General features: G+C 65.6%; 17 protein-coding genes. 9 read left to right on the top strand and 8 right to left on the bottom strand.

Annotated features, from left to right (window positions below):
• The first annotated feature begins 57 nt into the window (after positions 1–57).
• Positions 58–537, top strand: coding sequence for a bacterioferritin (gene bfr, locus Q0071_RS21380; RefSeq protein ID WP_298174451.1), 480 nt, complete (start codon positions 58–60; stop codon positions 535–537).
• Positions 538–541: 4 nt separating this feature from the next.
• Here bfr and Q0071_RS21375 read toward each other — a convergent pair whose 3' ends face one another.
• The 3 genes from Q0071_RS21375 to Q0071_RS21365 all read right to left on the bottom strand — a co-directional run bounded on the left by Q0071_RS21375 (position 542) and on the right by Q0071_RS21365 (position 3138).
• Positions 542–1819, bottom strand: coding sequence for an amidohydrolase family protein (locus Q0071_RS21375; protein WP_298174449.1), 1278 nt, complete (start codon positions 1817–1819; stop codon positions 542–544).
• A gap of 65 nt (positions 1820–1884) precedes the next feature.
• Positions 1885–2331, bottom strand: a complete 447-nt coding sequence (locus Q0071_RS21370; RefSeq protein WP_298174447.1) for a gamma-glutamylcyclotransferase family protein — start codon at positions 2329–2331, stop codon at positions 1885–1887.
• A 15-nt stretch (positions 2332–2346) separates the two neighbouring features.
• Entirely contained in the window at positions 2347–3138 is a 792-nt protein-coding gene (locus tag Q0071_RS21365; RefSeq protein WP_298174446.1) for an inositol monophosphatase family protein, read from the bottom strand.
• 224 nt (positions 3139–3362) lie between these two features.
• Between Q0071_RS21365 and Q0071_RS21360 the strand changes: the two genes are divergently transcribed.
• Positions 3363–4298, top strand: coding sequence for an AraC family transcriptional regulator (locus Q0071_RS21360; RefSeq protein WP_366886922.1), 936 nt, complete (start codon positions 3363–3365; stop codon positions 4296–4298).
• On the opposite strand, the gene Q0071_RS21355 is transcribed toward Q0071_RS21360, so the two are convergent.
• Positions 4282–4836 carry an rRNA large subunit pseudouridine synthase E gene (locus tag Q0071_RS21355; protein WP_298174442.1) on the bottom strand — a complete coding sequence of 185 codons (555 nt, stop codon included), beginning with the start codon at positions 4834–4836 and terminating at the stop codon, positions 4282–4284. The genes Q0071_RS21360 and Q0071_RS21355 overlap by 17 nt on opposite strands.
• A 125-nt stretch (positions 4837–4961) precedes the next feature.
• Between Q0071_RS21355 and Q0071_RS21350 the strand changes: the two genes are divergently transcribed.
• Positions 4962–5855: a haloalkane dehalogenase gene (locus Q0071_RS21350; RefSeq protein WP_298174440.1), complete on the top strand. Its 894-nt coding sequence runs from the start codon at positions 4962–4964 to the stop codon at positions 5853–5855.
• Between the two features lie 68 nt (positions 5856–5923).
• On the opposite strand, the gene Q0071_RS21345 is transcribed toward Q0071_RS21350, so the two are convergent.
• On the bottom strand, positions 5924–6859 hold the full coding sequence (locus Q0071_RS21345) for a ribose-phosphate pyrophosphokinase (protein WP_298174438.1): 936 nt from the start codon (positions 6857–6859) through the stop codon (positions 5924–5926).
• Between the two features lie 155 nt (positions 6860–7014).
• On the opposite strand from Q0071_RS21345, the gene Q0071_RS21340 reads away from it, so the two are divergent.
• The 3 genes from Q0071_RS21340 to gltX all read left to right on the top strand — a co-directional run bounded on the left by Q0071_RS21340 (position 7015) and on the right by gltX (position 10577).
• Positions 7015–8694 carry an NAD+ synthase gene (locus tag Q0071_RS21340; protein ID WP_298174435.1) on the top strand — a complete coding sequence of 560 codons (1680 nt, stop codon included), beginning with the start codon at positions 7015–7017 and terminating at the stop codon, positions 8692–8694.
• Positions 8695–8776: 82 nt separating this feature from the next.
• On the top strand, positions 8777–9199 hold the full coding sequence (locus Q0071_RS21335) for a hypothetical protein (protein WP_298174433.1): 423 nt from the start codon (positions 8777–8779) through the stop codon (positions 9197–9199).
• 52 nt (positions 9200–9251) lie between these two features.
• Entirely contained in the window at positions 9252–10577 is a 1326-nt protein-coding gene (gene gltX / locus Q0071_RS21330; RefSeq protein WP_298174475.1) for a glutamate--tRNA ligase, read from the top strand.
• Positions 10578–10643: 66 nt separating this feature from the next.
• Here gltX and Q0071_RS21325 read toward each other — a convergent pair whose 3' ends face one another.
• The 3 genes from Q0071_RS21325 to Q0071_RS21315 are packed head-to-tail and all read right to left on the bottom strand — an operon-like array spanning position 10644 to position 15680.
• The gene (locus Q0071_RS21325; protein ID WP_298174432.1) at positions 10644–11204 is read right to left on the bottom strand and encodes a YqgE/AlgH family protein; all 561 of its coding nucleotides are present in this window, start codon (positions 11202–11204) and stop codon (positions 10644–10646) included.
• Positions 11201–13948 carry a [protein-PII] uridylyltransferase gene (locus Q0071_RS21320; protein WP_298174430.1) on the bottom strand — a complete coding sequence of 916 codons (2748 nt, stop codon included), beginning with the start codon at positions 13946–13948 and terminating at the stop codon, positions 11201–11203. The genes Q0071_RS21325 and Q0071_RS21320 overlap by 4 nt, the downstream gene beginning before the upstream one ends.
• Before the next feature lie 16 nt (positions 13949–13964).
• The gene (locus Q0071_RS21315) at positions 13965–15680 is read right to left on the bottom strand and encodes a class I adenylate-forming enzyme family protein (protein ID WP_298174428.1); all 1716 of its coding nucleotides are present in this window, start codon (positions 15678–15680) and stop codon (positions 13965–13967) included.
• A 217-nt stretch (positions 15681–15897) separates the two neighbouring features.
• Here Q0071_RS21315 and lgt point away from each other — a divergent pair, with 217 nt between their 5' ends.
• The 3 genes from lgt to Q0071_RS21300 form a co-directional block, all read left to right on the top strand.
• Positions 15898–16812, top strand: a complete 915-nt coding sequence (gene lgt, locus Q0071_RS21310) for a prolipoprotein diacylglyceryl transferase (protein WP_298174473.1) — start codon at positions 15898–15900, stop codon at positions 16810–16812.
• A 21-nt stretch (positions 16813–16833) separates the two neighbouring features.
• Complete coding sequence (locus Q0071_RS21305) at positions 16834–17949, top strand: SAM-dependent methyltransferase (RefSeq protein WP_298174426.1); 1116 nt, start codon at positions 16834–16836, stop codon at positions 17947–17949.
• A gap of 278 nt (positions 17950–18227) precedes the next feature.
• Positions 18228–18430: ubiquinol-cytochrome c reductase iron-sulfur subunit N-terminal domain-containing protein (locus Q0071_RS21300; RefSeq protein ID WP_298174424.1), on the top strand; the 203-nt coding region annotated here is incomplete at its 3' end.

Genomic DNA, 18430 nt, shown 5'->3' with positions numbered 1-18430 from the left:
TGCCTTGCGCCGGATCGCTGGTCTGACTACTCTTGGCGCCTAGCGAGGAGACGCAGCGTGAAGGGTGATGCCAAGGTCATCGAATTCCTCAACAAGGCCCTGCTCAACGAGCTGACCGCCATCAACCAGTACTGGCTGCATTACCGCATGCTGGCCAACTGGGGCCTCAAGAAGCTCGCTGAATACGAGCGCCACGAATCGATCGACGAGATGAAGCACGCCGACCGTCTGGCGGACCGCATCCTGTTCCTCGATGGCCTGCCCAATTTTCAGGCCATCGGCCGCCTGCGCATTGGCGAGGACGTCGAGGACGTGCTCAAGGCCGACCTTGCGCTGGAGCATGACGCGATCCCGCTGCTGAAGGACGCGATTGCGCATTGCGAGAGCGTGCGCGATTTCGTCAGCCGTGATCTGTTTGCCGACATTCTCTCCAACGAGGAAGAGCATGTCGATGTGCTCGAAACCCAGTTCGAGATGATCGCGCGGATGGGCCTCGCCAACTATATCCAGCTCAACAGCGAGGCTTCGGAAGCCTGACCCATCAAGGCGCGGCGCGGACCACCACCTCGCCGCCCTTCATGACGAACGCAGGCTTTTCCAATACGCGCACGTCGGCGAGCGGATCGCCGTCTACTGCGACCAGATCGCCATAGCGGCCCGGTGTGATCGCGCCGATGTCGGCGGTCTTGTCCAGTGCCTCGGCCGCGCTTCTGGTGGCGGCCTGGATGGCCTCCAGCGGGGTCATGCCCCATTCGACCATCTTGGCGAACTGCTTGGCATTGTCGCCATTGGGATAAACACCGCCATCGGTGCCGAACAGCAGCTTGACCCCGGCGGCGTGGGCGGCGCGGAACGTCTCACGCTGCTTGCGGCCCACAAGGCGCTCCTTGGCGAGGCTTTCCTCGAAAACCCCGTTCTTCGCGCCTTCGGCAAGGATATAGTCGTCGTTGTAGATATCCATATCGAGCCAGGCGCCCTTGGCCTTGGCGAGCTTGAAGCTCTCTTCATCGGCAAGGCTGGCATGCTCGATCGTATCGACGCCGCCGCGAAGCGCATCGTTGATACCGGCGGTACCATGCGCATGGGCCGCGACCCGCATGCCGAGCATGTGCGCTTCGTCGGTGACTGCCTTGATCTCCTCAAGGCTCATCTGCTGGCCGCCGACGGAATCGGTCTTCGAGAGGACCCCACCTGTCATGCAGACCTTGATGACCTCGGCACCATACTTGCGCATCTTGCGCACGGCAGCGCGGAATTCATCGGGTGAGTTGGCGATCCCCGGCGCCGGCACCGTGATCGAAGGCGGATACTCGGTCGAATCGCAGTGCCCGCCGGTCGCGCCGAGCGCATAGGTTGCGGGCACGATGCGCGGACCCGAGATGTAGCCCGCCTCGATGCCCTGCTTGAGCGCTACATCATCGTAGTTGCTCGATCCGACATTGCGCACTGTCGTGAACCCGGCCTCGACGGTGCGCTTCGCATTGGCGACGCCGACGACGGTCCAGAAGTTATCGGTGTATTCAAGAGTGCGGTAGCCGCCGAAACGTGGATCACCAGTGAGATGGACGTGCATGTCGATCAGGCCGGGAACGAGCGTGCGCGCGCCGAGATCGATCGTCTCCGCGCCGGCAGGAACAGCCTCTCCAGCCTTGCCGACAGCGGCGATGCGGCCATCGGTGATCACGACCTGAACATTGTCCAACGTCCGGCCGGCGAGGACATCGACCATGTGCGCGGCGCGGACCACCACAGTCTTTGCCGAGGCAGGCGTGGCGGCCAGTGCCAAACCGATGGTGATCGCCCCGATTGCGCTGCGCATCTCTCTCTCGTCTCCAAATATGTCAGAAGCTTGCTCGCATGCAGGCTCGACGCTGACAAGGCCGCTTATTCAGCGAGCACGCGAAGGCCATGTGCGGCGGCATGGGCCGCAAAGTCTCCGCCGGGGACCGCCCGCAGACCCAGCGGCGCGCGGCGGTTCGGCAGATAGGCGGCAGCGCGCAGCGGGCCAGCGCGCGTATGGACGACAAGATTGGCGCGCCGATATTCACCGCGACCGGGGCGGCGTGGATCACAGTATTCCCAGGCGTCAAAGGCCGCGAGGACCGAGCGCGGGATCGGTTTCAAGCCGCCATAGACCCAGCCCTTGACGCGGCCAGCCCCCGGCAACAGCACCGGATAGACCCCTTGGCGATCACGCCGCAGGAACAGCGCACCGCGCACCCAGCCGCGCCGGGGACGCCCACCGAGCCGTGGCAGCAGCGTTTCGGTCAGCGTGTTGGAATGCTCGTGGGTCAGCGTGCCATAGAAGAACAGGCGGCACGGGGCGTGCATCGAATTAGTGGAGGATCAGTGGTGGCAGGCCAGCGCCTCGACCACGTCCTCAAGTCTTGCTGCATCGCCCACCGCGATGACGTGGCCATCGGACCCGGCGTGGAGCGGTTCGCCGTTCCAGTCCGCCATGGTACCGCCAGCCCCTTCTACAACGGGCACGAGCGCGGCCCAATCATGCAGCTTGAGCCCGGCCTCGCAGACGATGTCGAGGAAACCCGATGCGAGCATCGCGTAATTGTAGCAATCGCCGCCCATCACCATGCGCTTGTGATCGGTCTTTGCCGCGAGGCTCATGAAGTGGGCGCCATCGTGATCGTCAAAATAGTGCGGACCCGTCGTGGCGAGCGCGGCATCGGCGAGCTGCGGGCAGGCGCGGGTGCGGACAGCATGGCCGTTGAAAGTTGTCGGCCGACCGATGACGCCGACCCAGCGCTCGCCCAGGATCGGCTGGTCGATCACCCCGAGCACGGGAAACCCTTCGACCACGAGCGCGATCAGGGTTCCGAACAGCGGGCGGCCCGCAAGGAAACCGGTGGTGCCATCGATCGGATCGAGCACCCAGCTGCGCCTGGACGAGCCCGGCGTGGCACCCATTTCCTCACCGATCACCGTATCATCCGGCGCCTCAGCGATCAGGATGGCGCGCATGGCCTCTTCCGCCGCGCGGTCCGCAAGGGTGACGGGCGAGGCATCGGCCTTGCGTTCAGCCGAAAGGCCGCTGCGGAAAAACGGGCGAATGGCAGCCCCTGCCGCATCGGCGAGGCGAAGGGCGAGGGCGATATCGCGATCCAGATCGGCATCTTTCATGGTGCAGCAATGGCGCGCGTTCGGGAGCACGGTCAAGGGGGGCAATTGCAGCTTCCCGTAGCCTCCGGCCTTGCCTTCGAGGACCTGATGCCTTGGCGAAGCGGCAGGATTGTGCTTATCGATAGTGATATTGCGCACACCCGGGGGATGATGGGGTGGCTAGACCGATCACGGGCAGGTCAATTCTGCCTGGGTGAGGGCAATGGGGGACATTGATGAACCGGATGAGCAGACCTGCCGTTGACCCGGCGATCGCCTCGGGCGGGGCGGCGACGCGGGATGGCCAGCCGATCTCCTACAGCCGTGCACCGGCGCGCGATCTGCAGCCGTGGATTGCCCGGCTTTATGTCACCATCGTCGATGCCCCGGCGGACTACGCGCTTTCCTGCGGCATCTTCAGCGATGCGGCGATGCTGCGCATCCAGCTGCGCGGCGACTGGACTGCGGAGACAGCGGAGGGACGGCGCGAAATGGGCCGCGCCGCGCTCTACTTCGGTCCGCAGACGCGGCGCATGCCGATCACCGTCAAGGGCAGCTTCACCAGCGTTGGCCTGTCTTTCCGCGCGGGAGCCTGCCATGCATTGGGCAAGCTCAAGCTCGACACGATGTGCGACAAGCTGGCACCCGTTGAAACGCTGGGGCTGTGCCAGCACGAATGGATGAACCTGTGCAAGGCCGGCGGCTCGCCAGAAGACTGGTGCACCGCCATGGAAGACGCCATGCGCCGCCAGATTGCGCGCGCCGGCGGAGCCGAACCCGATCCGACCGCCGCTGCGGTGGAAGCCGCAGCCTTCGCCAATCCCGAGATTACCGTCGCCCTGCTGGCGCAGCAGTGCGGAACCGAACAGCGCAAGCTCGAACGGCAGGTACGGCGCGATTTCGGCATGCCGCCCAAGCAGGTGCTGCGCCGCGCCCGCGCGCTCGACATGGCAAGCCACTTGCGCGGCGTGGCCGATCACGACGAGGCCGAGGCACTGGCACTGCGCTACTACGACCAGAGCCACCTGATCCGCGAGTTCACCGCGCTGTTCGGGATGAGTCCGCGCCAGTTCGTCGATTCGCCGCAGCCGCTGATGACGCTCTCGCTGGAAACCCGGCAGGCGCGGCGGCTGGAAACGATCTCCCGAATCGCGCCGGGCGATATCAAGCCCTGGCAGTAGGGCCTTCGCGCCATTCGCCGGGCGCAAGCCCCTCGAGCGTCCATTCGCCGATCCGCCAGCGAACCAGCCGCAAGGTGGGAAAGCCGGCCGCTGCGGTCATGCGGCGCACCTGCCGGTTGCGGCCTTCGCGGATGGTGAGTTCGATCCAGCAATCGGGCACGCTCTTGCGGAAGCGGACGGGCGGATCACGCGGCCAGAGCGAGGGCGGATCGATGCGGCGCACCTCGGCAGGAAGGGTTCGCCCATCTTTCAGCACCACACCTTGGCGCAAGGGCTCCAGCGCGGCCTCATCCGGATCGCCTTCGATTTGCACCAGATAGGTCTTGGCCAGCTTGAAGCGCGGATCGGCGATGCGCGCCTGGAGCCGGCCATCATCGGTGAGCAGGAGCAGCCCTTCGCTGTCATGATCGAGCCGGCCGGCGGGGTAGACACCGGGGCGCCGGATGTAGTCGGCAAGTGTCGGGCGCGGCGGGCCATTGGGCTCCGGGCTGAACTGGCAGAGCACGCCATAGGGCTTGTTGAACAGGATCAGCGCCATCCCGCTTCCCATGGGCTGCGATGGCGCCCGTGTCAAAAACTGCCAGTCCGCCTGATTGCGCGAACCACCTCGCGCGCTAAAGTCGCGTGGCGGCGGCAACGAAAACACGATGGGAGACGGGCGCCATGGAAGCCTTGCGTACTGATGAAAGCCGGTTCGAGAACCTGCCCGGTTATGCCTTTGCACCGCACTATATCGACAGCCTCAAGGGATATGAGGGACTGCGCGTCCACTTCATCGATGAAGGCCCACGCGATGCGGAGACGACCTTCCTCTGCCTCCATGGCCAGCCGAGCTGGTGCTATCTCTATCGCAAGATGATCCCGATCTTTGCCGATGCCGGTTACCGGGTGATCGCGCCCGACCTGCTTGGCTTTGGCCGGTCCGACAAGCCGGTGGACGAGGCGACCTATACCTTCCACTTCCACCGCGGCATGCTGATGGCGTTCATCGCAGCGCTGGACCTGACGCATATCACGCTTGTCTGTCAGGACTGGGGCGGCATCCTCGGCCTGACGATTCCGCCCGCCATGCCCGAACGTTTCGAACGGCTGCTGGTGATGAACACCGCAATCCCGACCGGGCAATCTCCGGGCCCTGGCTTCGAGGCCTGGCGCGCCTACAATCGCAGCCAGCCGGATCTCGACGTTGCGGCGCTCTTCAAGCGGGCACAAGTAGGCCTGAGCGACGCCGAGGCCGCGGCCTATGGCGCGCCCTACCCCGATGCGCGCTACAAGGCCGGAGTGCGGCGCTTCCCCGAACTGGTGATGACGAGCCCGGACATGGAAGGCGTTGCCGAAGCCAAACGCGCCGCTGCGTGGTGGCACGACGAATGGCGTGGGCCAACGTTCATGGCGGTGGGGATGATGGACCCGGTGCTGGGGCCGGACCATATGGCAAACCTGCGCGCAACGATCCACGGCTGTCCGCCGCCGCTGGAAATCGCCGATGGCGGACATTTCGTGCAGGAGCGCGGGGATGTGATCGCCAAGGCGGCGCTGGAGGCTTTCGGGCTCTAGGATCTGGAGTCCGGCCCGGTGCCCCGACCCCCTCCCCCGTCAGGGAGAGGGCCGGAACCTCTTGAAAATCAATCGAACAGGCTGGAAACCGAACTTTCATCGGCGATACGGCGGACGGCTTCGCCGATCAAGGGCGCAATCGTGAGCACGCGGATGCGATCGGACGCCTGGGTGGCCTCGGTCGGCAGGATCGTGTCGGTAATGACAAGTTCCTTAAGCGCCGAGTTGTTGACCCGCGCCACCGCGCCGCCAGAAAGCACGCCGTGGCTGATATAGGCGGCAACGCCCTTGGCTCCGCTATCGAGCAGTGCCTGCGCGGCGTTGCAGAGCGTGCCGCCCGAATCGATGATATCATCGATGAGAATGCACATGCGGCCCGAGACATCGCCGATGATGTTCATCACCTCGCTCTGCCCCGGACGGTCCCGCCGCTTGTCGACAATGGCGAGGGGGGCGTTGTCGAGCCGCTTGGCGAGCGCACGGGCGCGCACCACACCGCCAACGTCGGGCGAAACGACCATGAGATCCTGACCGCCGTAGCGCGTCTGGATATCGGCGGCCATGACCGGCGCGGCGAAGAGGTTGTCGGTCGGGATATCGAAGAAGCCCTGGATCTGCCCGGCGTGGAGATCGACCGCGAGTACGCGATCGGCACCCGCCGTGGTGATCAGATTGGCGACAAGCTTGGCCGAGATCGGCGTGCGCGGACCAGGCTTGCGGTCCTGCCGGGCATAGCCGAAGTACGGAATGACTGCAGTGATCCGCTTGGCCGAAGCGCGGCGCAGCGCATCGGTGCAGATCAGCAGTTCCATGAGATTGTCGTTCGCCGGATAACCGGTCGACTGCACGATGAACACGTCTTCGCCGCGCACATTCTCGTGAATCTCGACGAAGACTTCCTCGTCGGCAAAGCGGCGGACCGAGGCTTCGGTCAGCGGCAGTTCGAGATAGGCAGCGATGGCGCGGGCCAGCGGCAGATTGCCGTTGCCGGACATGATCTTCATGGGCTTCCCCGAGTCCCTCGAATCTGGGCGATGGGCAGGGCCTTAGCCCAAGATGACAGCATTGCAACGTTCGGACACATGGTTTTGCACCAAGGCCAACCTTGCACCATTGGATATCCTTGAACTGCTGCGCCAATGCCGCCTAGGGTCTGCCCATGGCCGATACACTCATCATCACGCTTGCCCAGCTCAACCAGAAGGTGGGCGATCTTGCCGCCAACGCAGCCACGATGCTCGCGGTGCGGGAGCGGGCCGAGGGCAGCGACCTCATCGTCTATCCCGAGATGCAGCTGATCGGCTATCCGCCGGAAGACCTGATCCTGAAGCCAGCACTGATAGAGCGGGCAGCCATCGCGCTCGAAGCCATGGCGGCGGCAACTGCGGATGGCGGCCCGGCGATGCTGGTCGGATCGGTCTTCGTGCGCGACGGCGCGCTGCACAACGGCGTGGCGCTGCTCGATCAGGGCAAGGTGGCGGCGGTGCGGTTCAAGGTGGAGCTGCCCAACTATGGCACCTTCGACGAGAAGCGCTATTTCCTCCCCGGCCCGCTGCCCGAACCGGTGCCGTTCAAGGGCGCGATGCTGGGCCTGCCGATCTGCGAGGATATCTGGCAGCCCGAAGTGTGCCGGCATCTGGCGGCGCAGGGCGCGGACATTTTCCTGTGCATCAACGGCAGCCCCTACGAGATCGACAAGGACGTGCTGCGCATCGACGGTGTCGCCAAGCGCCGCGCGATCGATACGGGCATTCCGCTGGCCTACCTCAACCGCGTGGGCGGGCAGGACGAAGTGGTGTTCGACGGGGCAAGCTTCGTCGTCGGCCCGGAAGGCGCGCTGTGGGTGCAGATGCCGGACTGGGAAGAGGCGATCGTCGATACCGTCTGGCAGAAAGTGCCATCGGGTGCCCAAGGTTCGGGGGGGCATCGCTGGCGCTGCCAGCCGGGCGTGGTTTCGGAACTCGCCGAGCATCCCGAGGACATCTACTGCGCGATGGTGCTCGCGCTGCGCGATTATGTGAACACCAACCGCTTTCCCGGCGTGGTGCTGGGGCTTTCGGGCGGAATCGATTCGGCGATCTGCGCGGCGATCGCAGTTGATGCGCTGGGCCCGGAGCGGGTGTGGTGCGTGATGATGCCGAGCGCCTACACCAGCGCCGAGAGCCTCGAGGACGCGGAAGCCTGCGCGAAGATGCTGGGCGTGCGCCTCGATACGATCCCGATCAGCCCGGCGGTCGATGCCTTTGCCGATATGCTGGCACCCGCGTTTGAAGGCCGCCAGCCCGATCTGGCAGAGGAAAACCTGCAATCGCGCATTCGCGGCACCACGCTGATGGCGCTTTCGAACAAGTTCGGGCCGATGCTGGTGACGACCGGCAACAAGAGCGAGATGAGCGTCGGCTACGCGACGATCTATGGCGACATGAACGGTGGCTACAATCCGCTGAAGGACGCCTACAAGACGACGGTGTTCGCGATTTCGCGCTGGCGCAACAAGGCGCGGCCCAAGATCGGGCTGGGGCCGGAAGGCATGGTTATGCCGGAGCGGATCATCACCAAGCCGCCGAGCGCCGAGCTGCGACCGGACCAGAAGGATTCGGATTCGCTGCCCGATTATGCCGTGCTCGATGCCATCCTGCTCGGGCTGGTGGAGCACGAGAAGAGCGTCGATCAACTCGTGGCCGAGGGATTCGACCACGCGACCGTTTCGAGGATCGAGCGGCTGCTGAATGTGGCTGAGTACAAGCGCCGCCAGGCGCCGCCGGGGGTAAAGCTGGGCATGCGCAATTTCGGGCGCGACCGGCGCTATCCGATCACGCATGGCTTCCGCACCGGCTAAGCTTGTTGCGAGCGATTCTCATTGACCTGCAGCGCCAACCGACTAACTTGCGAATCGTTCGCAATTAATCGGAGCCTGCTGCATGAACGCGCCTGCCGGAAACCTCGCCGCAACGATTGCCCGGCTCGCGGAGCCACCGGTGCTGCGCGAGAGATCGCTTCTGGCGCAGGATGTGATCCTCGCCATCCGGCTCTGCGCGCTGGCGGCGCGGGACGGCAGCGATCCCCTGCCCGCGCTCGCCTTGCGGCTGCGGCACTGCGAGGCGGCATTTGCGGTGCATGAACTAATCCGCACGGTGACGCGGCACTGGCCGGAGCCGTACGGGGTTGGCCGGGCGTGCTGCCAGCGCCTTTCGCCGGACGAGGTGACGCTGGCGCGCATGGTGGAGGCTGGACAGGGGCGCAGCCGCGCCGATTTCATGCGCACGATCGATGGTTTCGTGCCTGCCGCCGCCCACGAAACGCTGTGGGAGGCCTGCACCCACGCCGTCGTGCTGATGGGCTGAGCTTGTCGGGCCATCGCGGGCCGCTATAGGCGGAGCCATGCCGAACACCACCATCACGGTCACCACTCGCTTTGCGCCCTCGCCCACGGGCACGCTTCATGTCGGCAATATCCGCACGGCGCTGCACAACTGGCTGCTGGCCAAGAAGAGCGGCGGGCGGTTCCTGCTGCGGATCGACGATACCGACATGGCGCGCAGCCGCGAGGAGCATGTCGAGTCGATCCGCGCGGATCTGGCGTGGCTGGGGCTGCATCCGGAGCGCGAGGAGCGGCAATCAGCGCGCTTTGCGATCTATGAAGCGGCCTTCGAGACGCTCGTCGCGGCAGGGCGGCTCTATCGCTGCTATGAAACGGCGCAGGAACTGGACCTCAAGCGCAAGGTGCTGCTGGGCCGCGGGCTGCCGCCGATCTACGACCGAGGTGCGCTGCAGCTGACCGAGGCGGATCATGCGGCCAGGGCCGCAGCGGGCGAGCGACCGCATTGGCGATTCATGCTCGATCACGAAACGCCGATCGAGTGGGTGGACGGCATTCGGGGACCGCAGCACTTCGACCCTCGCCAGATGTCGGACCCGGTGGTGCGCCGGGCGGACGGCTCGTGGCTCTACATGCTGCCTTCGGTGATCGATGACATCGAGATGGGCGTGACTGATGTTCTGCGCGGCGAAGACCACGTTTCCAATACGGCAACGCAAGTTCAGATGTTCACCGCGCTCGATGCGCCAGTGCCCCGCTTTGCGCATGAGGCGCTGTTGACGGGGGCGGAGGGCAAGCTTTCCAAGCGGCTGGGATCGCTGGGCGTGGCGGAAATGCGCGAACAGGGAATCGAGCCCGAAGCGCTGATCGCGCTGCTGGCGCGGCTGGGCACGAGCGATCCGGTCGATCCGGCACTCGATGCGGAGGCCCTCGCCGAGAGCTTCGACCTGACGCGGTTCGGGCGCGCGCCGGCGCGGTTCGATGATGCAGAGCTGGCGCGGGTGAATGCCTCGGTGATCCACCGGTTGCCATTTGAGCGGGTGGCGGAAGGGTTGCCTGATGGCATGAGCGAGACGGCCTGGGAGGCAATCCGGCCCAACCTGAACACGGTGGCCGAGGCGGCGGATTGGTGGCGGGTGGTGACGGGGCCAATTTCCGCGCCGCAGTTCGATGCCGAGACGCGGGCGTTTCTGGATCAGGCAGCGACTGTTGCCGCCATGCTCGACTGGAATTGCGACCCGTGGAGTGCCCTCACCGGGGCGCTCAAGGATGCGACCGGACGCAAGGGCAAGGCGCTGTTCCTGCCGCTGCGGCAGGCGCTGACCGGCATGGACCATGGGCCGGACATGAAAGCGCTGCTGCCGCTGATCGGGCGGGATGAGGCGGTCCGGCGGCTCGGTTGAAAATACCCCTCCGACCCGCCTTCGGCGGGCCACCTCCCCATTTGTGCTTCGCAAAATGGGGAGGAACTAGGCGCGGCCGGTCTGGCTGACTAGGTGCGAAGGGTCGATCCCTTCGGCGCGCCAGGTGGCGGCCCAGCGGGCGTTTACCGGGGTTTCGAACAGGATTTCGCTGCGGCCCGGTGCGGCAAACCAGCCGTGCTGGCGCATCTCGCCTTCAAGCTGACCCGCGCCCCACCCGGCATATCCGAGGGCGACCAGCCACTTCGATGGGCCGCGCCCCTCGGCGATGGCGCGCAGCACGTCCATCGAGGCGGAGAGAGCGCAAAGTGGCTGAACCTCCACCGAACCGCTGCCACCCCAATCATTGCTGTGCAGCACGAACCCGCGCGAGGGTTCGACCGGGCCGCCATTGAGCACCGGGCCATCGGGCGCCACGCCGGGATCGATGCCGATATCGGTGAGCAGGCTGTGCAGCGTCACGTCCTCGCGCACGCTGCCGATGCCGATCCCCAGCGCGCCGTGCTCATCGTGCACGCACATCGCAATGACGGCACGTTCGAAACGGGGATCGCCCATACCGGGCATGGCAAGGAGGATGCGCCCGGCGAGGTACTGCGCCTCGGTCATGCCGCCGCGGCCTTGGAGCGCCGATCCTCCGCCGCTTCGATCAGGCGCTTTTCGATGGCGCGCATGCGGCTATCCGCCTCCACCTTCTCGCCAAGCACGTCGGTGACGTAGAACGTATCGACGGCGCGTTCGCCGTAAGTCGCGATGTGGGCGGAGTGGACGACCAGCCGTGCTTCGAACAGGGCGCGCGCCAGCTGGCTGAGCAGCGCGGGACGGTCGCGCGCGCCAACCTCGATCACGGTGAAGCGGTTGGACGCCTTGTTGTCGAAAATGACGATCGGTTCGACTTCAAACGCTTCGGCGCGCGGACGAGCGGACGGCCGCGCGGCGAGCTGGGGCAGGAGCTTGACCCGATTGGCAAGCGCATCGGCGATCGCATTCTTGAGGCGAGCAATCTGCGCAGGCTCGTTGAGCGGGCGGCCGAGCGGGTCCTGCACAAGGAAGTTGTCGACCGCGAGTCCATTGCGCGCGGTGTGGATGCGCGCATCGATGATGTTGCCGCCGGCGAGGTGAATACCGCCCGCAATGCGGTAGAACAGGCCCGGATGATCGGCGGCGAGCACGGTAACGAGCGTTGCGCCGCGCGCGGCGTACCAATGCGCTTCGACCGTCAGCGGCTCGTCGAGCGAGATGTCCATCTGCTGGAGATTGAGCGCGATGATGTCTTCCGGCTCGGCAATCCAGTAGGCATCGCCAAGCTGCCGACCGACCGTGCCGATCAGCGCGTCGCGTTCCTTGAGCAGCGCGGCGACGGCCTTCTTCTTCGCGGCGATCCGCTCGGCGCGGCCGTGTTGCTTGTGGCCGAGCCGGAGGACTTCCTCGGCAGACATGAACAGATCGCCCAGCAGCTGGCGCTTCCACGAGTTCCAGATACCGGGGCCCACCGCACGGATATCGACGATGGTGAGGATGAGCAGCAGCCGAAGCCGCTCCTGACTCTGCACCCGGCCGGCGAAATCGGCGATGGTCTTGTAGTCGGCAAGGTCGCGCTTGAAGGCGGTGGCACTCATCAGAAGGTGCCAACGCACCAGCCAGGCGACAAGTTCCGTTTCGGCCGGCGACATGCCGAGGCGCGGGCAGAGCTTCATCGCGATCTCGGCACCGAGGATCGAGTGATCGCCGCGCCGCCCCTTGGCGATATCGTGCAGCAAGGTCGCGACGTAGAGCACGCGGCGCGAGGCGACCTTGGAAATGACCTCGGTCGCCATCGGGTGCTGCTCGTTCTCCTCGCCCTTCTCGATGCGCGAGAGCAGGCCGATGGCGCGGATGGTGTGCTCGTCGACCGTGTAGTGGTGGTACATGTCGAACTGCATCTGCGCGACGACGCGGCCGAAATCGGGCACGAAGCGGCCGAAGATCCCGGCCTCGCTCATCCAGCGCAGTACTGTTTCGGGATCGTGGCGGCTGGTGAGCAGCTCCATGAACATCGTATTGGCGCGCGGATCGCGGCGCACCGACGCGTCGATCAGGCCGGCATCGCGGCGGGCAAGGCGCATCGCTTCGGGATGGATTTCCAGCCCTTCGCGATCGGCAACGAGGAAGATCTCGATCAGCCGGACGGGATCGGTCCGGAAGAAATCATCGCCATCGGCGCCGAGCTTTTCGGCCTGGATCGGAAAGGCGCCGATCTTGCGCTTGCGGCGGCCGCGCAGCGCCGCGAAGAAGCCGATACGGGTCTTGGCGAACTGTTCATCGAGTTGGGCGAGGAACATGCCCGTGAGCGAGCCGACCTGCGTTGCCTGCAGGAAGAAGTACTGCATGAACCGCTCGACCGCGCTTTTGCCGGGGCGATCAGCGAAGTTCATGCGCAGCGCCACTTCGCGCTGGAGATCGAAGGTCAGCCGGTCTTCAGCGCGGCCGGTCACCGCATGGAGATGGCAGCGGACCGACCAGAAGAAGTTCTCGGCGCGGCGGAAAGCGCGGTATTCCGCCGCCGTAAGCAGGCCGACGCCGACCAGTTCGCTGGGATCGCGCACCTTGTGGATATACTTGCCGATCCAGTAGAGCGTGTGCAGATCGCGCAGGCCGCCCTTGCCTTCCTTGACATTCGGCTCGACCACATAGCGGCTGTCGCCCAGCTTCTTGTGCCGCTCATTGCGCTCGCCCAGCTTCTCGGCGACGAACTGGCGCTCGGTGCCGGTGACGACTTCGGCCCAGAAGCGGCGCGAGCCTTCTTCGTAGAGCGCGCGGTCGCCCCAGACATACCGGCCTTCCAGGAGAGCGGTGCGGATGGTGAGATCGCTGCGCGCCATGCGCACCATCTCATCCAGTGAGCGGCTGGACTGGCCGACCTTGAGACCGAGATCCCAGAAGAAATACAGCATCGCCTCGATCACCTGCTCGCACCATGAGGTGGGCTTGGTGGGGGTGAGGAAAGCGATGTCGACGTCGGAATGCGGCGCCATCTCGCCGCGCCCGTAGCCGCCGACGGCGACCAGCGCGATGCGTTCGCCGGTCGAGCGGTTGCTGGCGCGGTAGACGTGGCCGACGACATGATCGTGGATCACGCGGACCAGCTGATCGATCAGGAAAGCCTGCCCCTGCGCGCACTCCGCACCGTGCGAAGGCTTCTCGCGCAGGCGCCGGGCAAGTTCCTCCCGGCCCTTGGCGAGCGCCTCCCGCAGCAGTTCGACAATCGCGGGCCGGGCCTTGTCGCCCTGCGCCGCGACACGATCGGCAATGACATCGGCGAGCGCCCGGCGATCGATGATGGCGCGCTGGTTGGGAATCCGGGGGGTGATCATACCCCTTCCCTCTACCCTATCCGGCCTTGCGCGTCTCTTGCCATTGCGCCCCGTAACGCTGCTTGAGGGTGCGTTTGTCCACCTTTTCAGTGCCGAGCCGGGGCAGTGCCTCATGCTCCTGCCAGAAGCGGACCGGAATCTTGAACGCGGCGATGTGCGAGGCAAGGAAGGCACGCAGGTCGTCGTCAGTCACCGTGCAGCCTTCCTTGGCAAGATAGACCGCGACCGGGACTTCGCCGTAGAGCTCGTCCGGCAGGCCGAACACGCTTGCCTCGGCGACGCCGGGGTGCGCGTAGATCGCGTTTTCGACCTCGATGCAGGCGATGTTCTCGCCGCCGCGGATGATGATGTCCTTCTTGCGGTCGACGATGAAGAGATAGCCCTCGGCATCGAGGTAGCCGAGATCGCCGGTGCGGAAGTAGCCATCGGGCATGATCGCCTCGGCGGTGGCCGCCGGGTTGTCCCAATAGCCGAGGAAGTTGGCGACGCTGCGGATCGCCACTTCGCCGAGCTGGCCTTGCGGGACGGGATTGCCGGAATCGTCGAGGATGGCGAGATCCACCAGCGGGCGCGACGCGGTGCCGGTGCTGCCCGGCTTGGCGATATAGTTCTCGTTGAAATTGCCGCAGCCGACACCGTTGGTTTCGGTGAGGCCGTAGCCGAGGATCGGGAAAGCGTGCGGCAGCGCCTTGCGGATGCGGTCGACATGCTCGACCGGGCGCGGTGCGCCGCCGGCCGCGAAGGTAACACAAGTGGAGAGATCGTACTTGTCGTGATCAGGGTGCGTGGCGATCTCGTAGCTCATCAGCGGCACGCCGACGAAGTAGGTGACCTTTTCGCGCTCGATCAGCTGCATCGCAGTGACGGCATCCCACTTGGGCATGAGCACCAGCTTGCGGCCGAGCGCATAGGACTGGAGCATCAGCGGCACTTCGCCGGTTACGTGGAACAGCGGCACGTTGACGAGTGCGATCGGCTGGGATCCCGCCGGCGGCGCTTCGCCGCGCGCGGTCATCAGGCTGAGCACCATGACGCTCTGCGCGAGGTAGCTGTAGGTGCCCTGCACGACGCCGCGGTGATTGGAATAGGCGCCCTTGGACACGCCTGTGGAGCCCGAGGTGAAGAGGATCGTGGCGAGATCGTCCGGCCCCACTTCGTGCAGCGGAGTGGAGGCATCGCCGCCCTTGGCGGTGAGCGCGGCAAGGCCTTCTGACGGATGGCAATCGTGGAGCAGCGGAATGATCTCCGCGCCATGAGCGAGGCCGGTGAGGCGTTCGGCGCGCTGGCGATCGGCGATGATCATGCGGCAGCCGACCATGTCGATGCCGTGGGCCATCTCCTCGCCCTGCCACCAGCCGTTGATGAGGACGGCGCACCCGCCTGCCATCAGCACCGCCATGTAGGCAACGATCCAGTTGGCCGAATTGCGCGCGGCGATGCCGATACGGTCGCCCTTCTGCAGCCCGTGACCCGCCACCAAGCCGCCAGCGGCAATGCGCGCGGCTTCCAGCGTCTGGGCGAAGGTCAGCCGAACATCGCCATCGACGATGTATTCACGCGCACCGTGAAAGGTGCAGAACTGGGTGAAATAGGCACCCAGCGTGGGCGGGGCCGAAGCGATCATCGGCAGATCGCGGCCGAAAGCCTGAAACGGCGTGGTTGCGAGCATGCCGCCGGGGGCGGTCAGCCCGTCCATAACTTGGGCAAGGTCCCGATCAAGCTGGGTCAACATGGGTCTGCAATCGCTCCTCTCCGCCCAATTTCGGCATGGCCCAGACAATGGGTTACCGGTTTGGGGGCTATCTTGTTATTCGGCCCGTTATTGGGTTTGCTTCCCGGGTTTGCCCTGTGCCAGAAGGCCGCGCAAGGCTGCGGCGCCCGCGGCACAAAACAAAACCGTTCTGTTACAAACTTCGTTGTTACCGAAACTCTAGGGAGCTTGGCCCTTGCTGTCACTATCGGCTGCCGCAGCCGCAGCCCCAGCGCTTGTCGGCGCGGGTCATCAGCCGCTGCACTGGGAGAGCCTTGGCCTCTCGCCGATCGCGCTCGACCTCGGGTTCTTCGCGATCAAGTGGTACAGCCTCGCCTATCTGGTGGGGATCATGCTGGCCTATTTCCAGCTTAGCCGGATGATTCGTCAGCCGGGTGCGCCGCTGGCGCAGCGCCATGCGGACGACCTGTTCTTCTATGCGACGCTCGGCATCATCCTGGGCGGGCGTCTGGGCTATGCCATCTTCTATGCGCCCGAACTGCTGACCGACCCGGCGCGGCTGATCCGCCTGTGGGAGGGCGGCATGAGCTTCCATGGCGGGCTGATCGGCACCGTGCTGGCAATTGCTTGGGTTGCATGGCGCGGCGGGCTGAACTTCGTGCGGACATGCGACTACATCGCCGTCTGCGTGGCACCGGGCCTGTTTCTCGGACGCTGCGCCAATTTCGTGAACGGCGAGCTGTGGGGCCGCGTGACTGATTCGAAGATGCCCTGGGTCATGGTCTTCCCCGGCGCCGGCCCGCTGCCGCGCCACCCGAGCCAGCTTTATGAAGCGCTGCTGGAAGGCCTGGTGCTGGGCCTTGTGCTGTTCGTTCTGTTCTGGCGGACCCGCGCGCGCTGGCGGCCGGGCCTGCTCGTCGGGCTGTTCGGACTGGGCTATGCGCTCGCCCGCTTCACCGTAGAGTTCTACCGTGAACCGGACGCGCAACTGCTTGATTTCGCGATGCGCAGCGGACTTTCGATGGGTCAGTGGCTCACCTTGCCGATGATGGCGATCGGAATGGGCTTTGCGTTCCGCGCGCTGGTGAGCCCGCCGCTCGCGGTCACGATCCAGCCGACCGGGCAGCCGGCGGGGCAGACCGTCGTATCCTGAGCGCGGCGCGGAGCGGCGGCGATGACGGGCGATGAGCGCGATGCGCCGGGCGGGCTGGCGGCGGTTTTCGCGCGGCTGATCGCGGCGACAGGGCCGATTTCCATCGCGCACTACATGGCCGAAGCCAATGCCCGCTACTATGCCTCGCGCGATCCCTTCGGCACGGCGGGGGACTTCGTGACGGCTCCCGAGATCAGCCAGATGTTCGGCGAGCTGATCGGATTGTGGCTGGCGGATATCTGGCAGCGCGCCGGAAACCCCGACGGGGTATGCTATGTAGAGCTGGGCCCCGGGCGCGGAACGCTTGCGCGCGATGCCTTGCGCGCGGCATCCCGCGCGGGTCTCGTCCCCGAAGTTCATTTCGTCGAAACCAGCCCCGCGCTGAGGGGATTGCAGCGCGCGGCGCATCCCGGTGCGGTGTGGCATGATGATCTTTCGACTTTGCCGGCCGACCGACCGCTGCTGCTCGTCGCCAACGAATTCCTCGATGCGCTGCCGGTGCGGCAACTGGTGCGAACGGCGGGTGGCTGGCGCGAGCGCATGGTGGGGCTGAATGCAGCGGGGGCATTCATCCCGGTCGCAGGGACGCGGCCGATGGATGCAGCGGTGCCGGATAGTTTTGCGGAGGCTGGCGAAGGGGCCATCGTGGAAACCTGCCCAGCAGCGGCGGCGGTGGTGCAGGAAGTGGCCGGTCGGCTTGCTTCACAAGGCGGCGCGGCGCTGTTCATCGACTATGGTTATGCCGAGCCGCAGGTGGGCAGCACCTTGCAGGCCGTGCGCGCCCATCAGAAGGTGAACGTGTTTGCCGAGCCCGGCGAGGCCGACCTCACCGCCCATGTCGACTTCGGCACAGTGGCGCAGGTGGCCGAGCAGGCGGGTGCACGCTGGCTGGGGACAAGCGGGCAGGGCGCATGGCTTGCCGCGCTCGGGATCGGTGCGCGGGCGGGTAGCCTTGCGAGAGCGGCGCCACATGCGGCGGACGCGATCGAGGCCGCGACGATCCGCCTGACCGCGCCGGCGGAAATGGGCACATTGTTCAAAGTGATGGGGCTTGCTGCGCCGGGATGGCCCGATGGGGCAGGCCTCAACCGGGTCAGCCCTGCCACGACTGATCGAGACTCCGCTGCACTGCCGTGAGACTGGTCTTGCGAATGACTTGCAATAATCATTCAAGTCACTGTTAAAAATGCGATTAGGCGCCTTGCATCCACGGCAAAATGCTTGTTGGCAAAGCAGCGCCTTTGCGTCTATCAGGCGCGCCCAAGGGGACCTGACTCCCGCTATTTAGCGGGGTTGGTGCGGTATGGCTGGGCGAGCGTCCCTTTGGGCACTTTCCCGCCAGATCGGTGTGGGACATTTTAGGACACGCTATCGCGCCCGATCCGTGGCGGCGGCAGCGCAGGCAGGGAATGGCAATGGCTGAACAAGCAAGCATCGCTGAAGCGACCATGACTGGCGAAGGTGTACGGCGGCGTGATTTCATCAATATCGCTGCGGTGAGCTTCGCAGGCGTCGGCGGTCTCGCCGCGCTCTATCCGCTGATTTCGCAAATGGCACCCTCGGCCGACGTGCTGGCCGAGAGCTCGACCGAAATCGATATCTCGGCAATCGCGCCGGG

Origin of the sequence: Novosphingobium sp. (genome assembly GCF_027486195.1) — a bacterium.
Classification (GTDB): Bacteria; Pseudomonadota; Alphaproteobacteria; order Sphingomonadales; family Sphingomonadaceae; genus Novosphingobium.
The sequence above is the reverse complement of the archived record's forward strand: the minus strand, read 5'-3'. Positions and strand labels throughout refer to the sequence as shown.

Excerpts from the sequence above, each read along its gene's own strand:
- Q0071_RS21335 (WP_298174433.1), top strand. The coding sequence starts at position 8,777 with ATGAACGCGCCTGCCGGAAACCTCGCCGCAACGATTGCCCGGCTCGCG.
- Q0071_RS21320 (WP_298174430.1), bottom strand. The coding sequence starts at position 13,948 with ATGATCACCCCCCGGATTCCCAACCAGCGCGCCATCATCGATCGCCGG.
- Q0071_RS21305 (WP_298174426.1), top strand. The coding sequence starts at position 16,834 with ATGACGGGCGATGAGCGCGATGCGCCGGGCGGGCTGGCGGCGGTTTTC.
- Q0071_RS21355 (WP_298174442.1), bottom strand. The coding sequence starts at position 4,836 with ATGGCGCTGATCCTGTTCAACAAGCCCTATGGCGTGCTCTGCCAGTTC.
- Q0071_RS21345 (WP_298174438.1), bottom strand. The coding sequence starts at position 6,859 with ATGAAGATCATGTCCGGCAACGGCAATCTGCCGCTGGCCCGCGCCATC.
- Q0071_RS21375 (WP_298174449.1), bottom strand. The coding sequence starts at position 1,819 with ATGCGCAGCGCAATCGGGGCGATCACCATCGGTTTGGCACTGGCCGCC.
- Q0071_RS21325 (WP_298174432.1), bottom strand. The coding sequence starts at position 11,204 with ATGACCGAGGCGCAGTACCTCGCCGGGCGCATCCTCCTTGCCATGCCC.
- Q0071_RS21360 (WP_366886922.1), top strand. The coding sequence starts at position 3,363 with ATGAGCAGACCTGCCGTTGACCCGGCGATCGCCTCGGGCGGGGCGGCG.
- Q0071_RS21365 (WP_298174446.1), bottom strand. The coding sequence starts at position 3,138 with ATGAAAGATGCCGATCTGGATCGCGATATCGCCCTCGCCCTTCGCCTC.
- Q0071_RS21340 (WP_298174435.1), top strand. The coding sequence starts at position 7,015 with ATGGCCGATACACTCATCATCACGCTTGCCCAGCTCAACCAGAAGGTG.
- Q0071_RS21350 (WP_298174440.1), top strand. The coding sequence starts at position 4,962 with ATGGAAGCCTTGCGTACTGATGAAAGCCGGTTCGAGAACCTGCCCGGT.
- Q0071_RS21370 (WP_298174447.1), bottom strand. The coding sequence starts at position 2,331 with ATGCACGCCCCGTGCCGCCTGTTCTTCTATGGCACGCTGACCCACGAG.
- Q0071_RS21315 (WP_298174428.1), bottom strand. The coding sequence starts at position 15,680 with ATGTTGACCCAGCTTGATCGGGACCTTGCCCAAGTTATGGACGGGCTG.